The sequence below is a fragment of the Lysobacter claricitrinus genome (assembly GCF_045866565.1).
GTDB lineage: Bacteria > Pseudomonadota > Gammaproteobacteria > Xanthomonadales > Xanthomonadaceae > Cognatilysobacter > Cognatilysobacter claricitrinus.
In genome coordinates this window covers 1-2885 of the sequence record NZ_BAAFZV010000022.1, presented here as the reverse complement: position 1 = coordinate 2885, position 2885 = coordinate 1, and the positions used below count along the sequence as shown (strand labels likewise).

At 67.5% G+C, this 2885-nt stretch carries 5 protein-coding genes; all 5 read left to right on the top strand.

The genetic code is table 11. The features are described 5' to 3' along the window. Window positions 1–553 (top strand): flagellar type III secretion system pore protein FliP (fliP, locus tag ACKTTN_RS14775; RefSeq protein ID WP_407910663.1); only part of this gene is annotated, 553 nt, incomplete at its 5' end. A gap of 2 nt (window positions 554–555) precedes the next feature. After that, the gene (locus ACKTTN_RS14770; RefSeq protein WP_027083226.1) at window positions 556–825 is read left to right on the top strand and encodes a flagellar biosynthetic protein FliQ; all 270 of its coding nucleotides are present in this window, start codon (window positions 556–558) and stop codon (window positions 823–825) included. Between the two features lie 228 nt (window positions 826–1053). Beyond that, window positions 1054–1440 carry a hypothetical protein gene (locus tag ACKTTN_RS14765; protein ID WP_407910662.1) on the top strand — a complete coding sequence of 129 codons (387 nt, stop codon included), beginning with the start codon at window positions 1054–1056 and terminating at the stop codon, window positions 1438–1440. A 70-nt stretch (window positions 1441–1510) separates the two neighbouring features. Further along, window positions 1511–2299 carry a flagellar biosynthetic protein FliR gene (gene fliR, locus ACKTTN_RS14760; protein WP_407910661.1) on the top strand — a complete coding sequence of 263 codons (789 nt, stop codon included), beginning with the start codon at window positions 1511–1513 and terminating at the stop codon, window positions 2297–2299. A 9-nt stretch (window positions 2300–2308) separates the two neighbouring features. Then, a partial coding sequence (locus ACKTTN_RS14755) for an EscU/YscU/HrcU family type III secretion system export apparatus switch protein (protein WP_407910660.1) occupies window positions 2309–2885 on the top strand: 577 nt, incomplete at its 3' end.

The following is a 2885-nucleotide window of genomic DNA, read 5'->3' as shown; positions in this document are numbered from 1 at the left end:
CACCCGCATCATCATCGTGCTCGGCCTGTTGCGGCAGGCGTTGGGCACCGGCCAGACACCGAGCAACCAGGTGCTGCTCGCGCTCGCGCTGTTCCTCACCTTCATGGTGATGACGCCGACATTCGACGCCGCCTGGGCGTCGGGCATCTCGCCGTACCTCGACGGCCACATGGATTTCAAATCCGCATGGGCGGCCGCGTCGCAACCGTTCCGCGGCTTCATGCTGGCGCAGGTTCGCGACACGGATCTGATGACGTTCGCCGGCCTGTCCCACACCGGCCCGTACGCGTCGCCGAACGACGTGCCCTTCAGCGTGCTCGCTGCGTCGTTCCTCACCAGCGAACTGAAGACCGCGTTCGAGATCGCATTCCTGATCTACATCCCGTTCGTGATCATCGACCTCGTCGTCGCCAGCGTGCTGATGTCGATGGGCATGATGATGATGTCGCCGATGATCGTCTCGGCCCCCTTCAAGATCCTGCTGTTCGTTCTGGTGGACGGCTGGGTGCTCGTAGTCGGCTCGCTCGCCGGCTCCTTCAATCCGGTGACCTAGCCATGACGCCTGAAGTCGCAATGACGGAAATCACCCGCGGCCTGGAAATGGCGCTGGTCCTCGGCGCACCGCCGCTGCTCGCCGTATTGGGCGTGGGTGTTGCGGTCGGCGTCGTGCAGGCGGCGACGCAGATCAACGAGCAGACGATCGGTTTCGTGGTCAAGGCGATCGCGCTGACCGCGACGATCGCGGTGATGGGGCATTTCCTGCTGGGGCGACTGGTCGCGTTTACCGCCGATCTGTTCCAGCGGATTCCGCAGCTGATCGGGTGAAGCCGCGCGGCTTACGCGCGACTGGCGCGTGCGGGGCAGAATGCCGTCGCGTCCAGCGACGGTCGGACGACGAGATCACCGGCTGCAGGCGAACTGAGGTTGATCTGCTGGCCGAACGCCGCGCCCCCTGCACACCGATACTGACTCCGACACCGAAACAGATGTGAGTCGCCAAGCCTTCAGCCGACATCGCTCACTCTGCACGCGCACACATCACCACCCAGTGCGATGAAGCCTCTCCTCCTCACGGCGGCACTTCTCACGTCGACGGCGGCCACCGCCGCCACCCCGACCTTCGACGCTCGCGTCGCCGCGGCAAAAGCCGCTGTCGCCACGCGCCCCGGTTTCATCTACGACACCGCGATGGTGCCCGCCGTCCACCACGCGCTCGTGCCGTGCGTCCCGAAGGGGACTGACCCTGCGCGCGGTGGCGACTTCGTACTGGTCGCCGACGTCGACCGCGGCGGCCATGCGTCGAACATCGACGTGCGACCCAGCAGCCCGCTCGCCCGGTGCTTCGCGCGCACGTTCGCCGCACTGGCGCTTCGTCCACCGCCGCTCACGGCCGGTCAGCCGCGCTACCCGGTCGTCGTCGAGATGCTCACGAAGCCGTAGTCGACCCAAGCAGCCGCCGCCTAAAGCCGCTTCGCCTATTGCGGAACGCGCTTTGCATCCATCCACCGCGATGGACGCCGTCACCCTCACCACCGCCGACGGGCTGAACCTGTTCGGCATGCTCTCCAGCATCCTCTGGTACGCGCTGCGCATCGGCGCGGCGATCCAGGTGTTGCCGATGGTGGGCGGGCGTGGCATTCCGGCGCGCTCGCGGCTGGTGCTCACGATCGCGATCTCCGCCGCCCTGTCGCAGATGCTGCCGGCGCCGCCGCCGGCCGGGATAAACGCGGCCACGTTCCTGTCGGTCGGTCGTGAATTCGCGATGGGCGTCGCGATCGGGCTGATGCTGCGCATTGCGTTCGAAGCGGGCGAGGTCGCGGGCGAGCTGGTCAGCCAGGGCATGGGCCTGGCGTCCGCGACGATGGCCAACCCGCTCAGCGGCACGTCGTCGCCGGTGATCTCGCAGTGGTTCTTCCTCGCGTTCGGGCTGGTGTTCTTCACCACCGACGGCCACCTCGCGCTGGTGCAGCTGCTGTTCGACAGCTACGGCTCGATGCCCGTCGGCGCGCCCATTCCCGACTGGGGCGCGTTCGTGCAGTCGGTCCCGGAATTCTTCGGCGTGGCGCTGCGCACCGGCCTGCTGCTGGCCCTGCCGGTGATGATGGCGCTGCTGGCGGTGAACGTGGCCATCGGCGTGCTCTCGAAGGCGGCGCAGCAGCTCAGCCCGATGTCGATGGGCTTCCCGATCGCGCTGCTGGTCGGCCTGCTGCTGCTGATGGCGTTGGCAAGGGAATTGCAGGGCCCGGTGCAACGGCTTTTCGGAGACGCCTTCCAGGCGGCCCGGGCCCTCACCGGCTGACCTGCTGCGATGTCCGAGACCGACAACGAAGACCGCACCGAAGCCCCATCAGAAAAGCGATTGCGGGACGCCCGCGAGCGCGGCGACGTGCCGCGCTCGAAGGAACTCGCGAACGTGGCGGTGCTGGGCTGCGCGACGCTGGCGTTGAAGATCACCGGGCCGCACATCGGCTCGGCGTCTCGCGACTGGATGCACAACGCGCTGCAGTTCGACCCGTCGCTGATCAACGATCCGAACCGTCTGCCCGTCTACGCGGCCAAGACCGCGGCCGCGCTGGTGCTGCCCNNGATCCTCGCCGCACTCGGCGGCTGCTTCATCGCGCCCGCATTGATGAGCGGGCTGCGCTTTTCGAGTGCGGCGCTGAAGGCCGACCTCACCCGCCTGAGCCCGATGGCGGGGCTGTCGCGCATGTACGGCAAGGAGTCGTTCGCCGAACTCGGTCGCTCGCTGCNNGCGCCTGCTGTTGATCGGCGGCATCGCCGCGCTCGTGATCAAGGGTTCGATGGGCCGGTTGATGGACATGCCGAAGCAGTCGCTGGAGATGGCGGTGAGCAACGGTGTCGACACCGTGCTCGGCGTGTTCCTC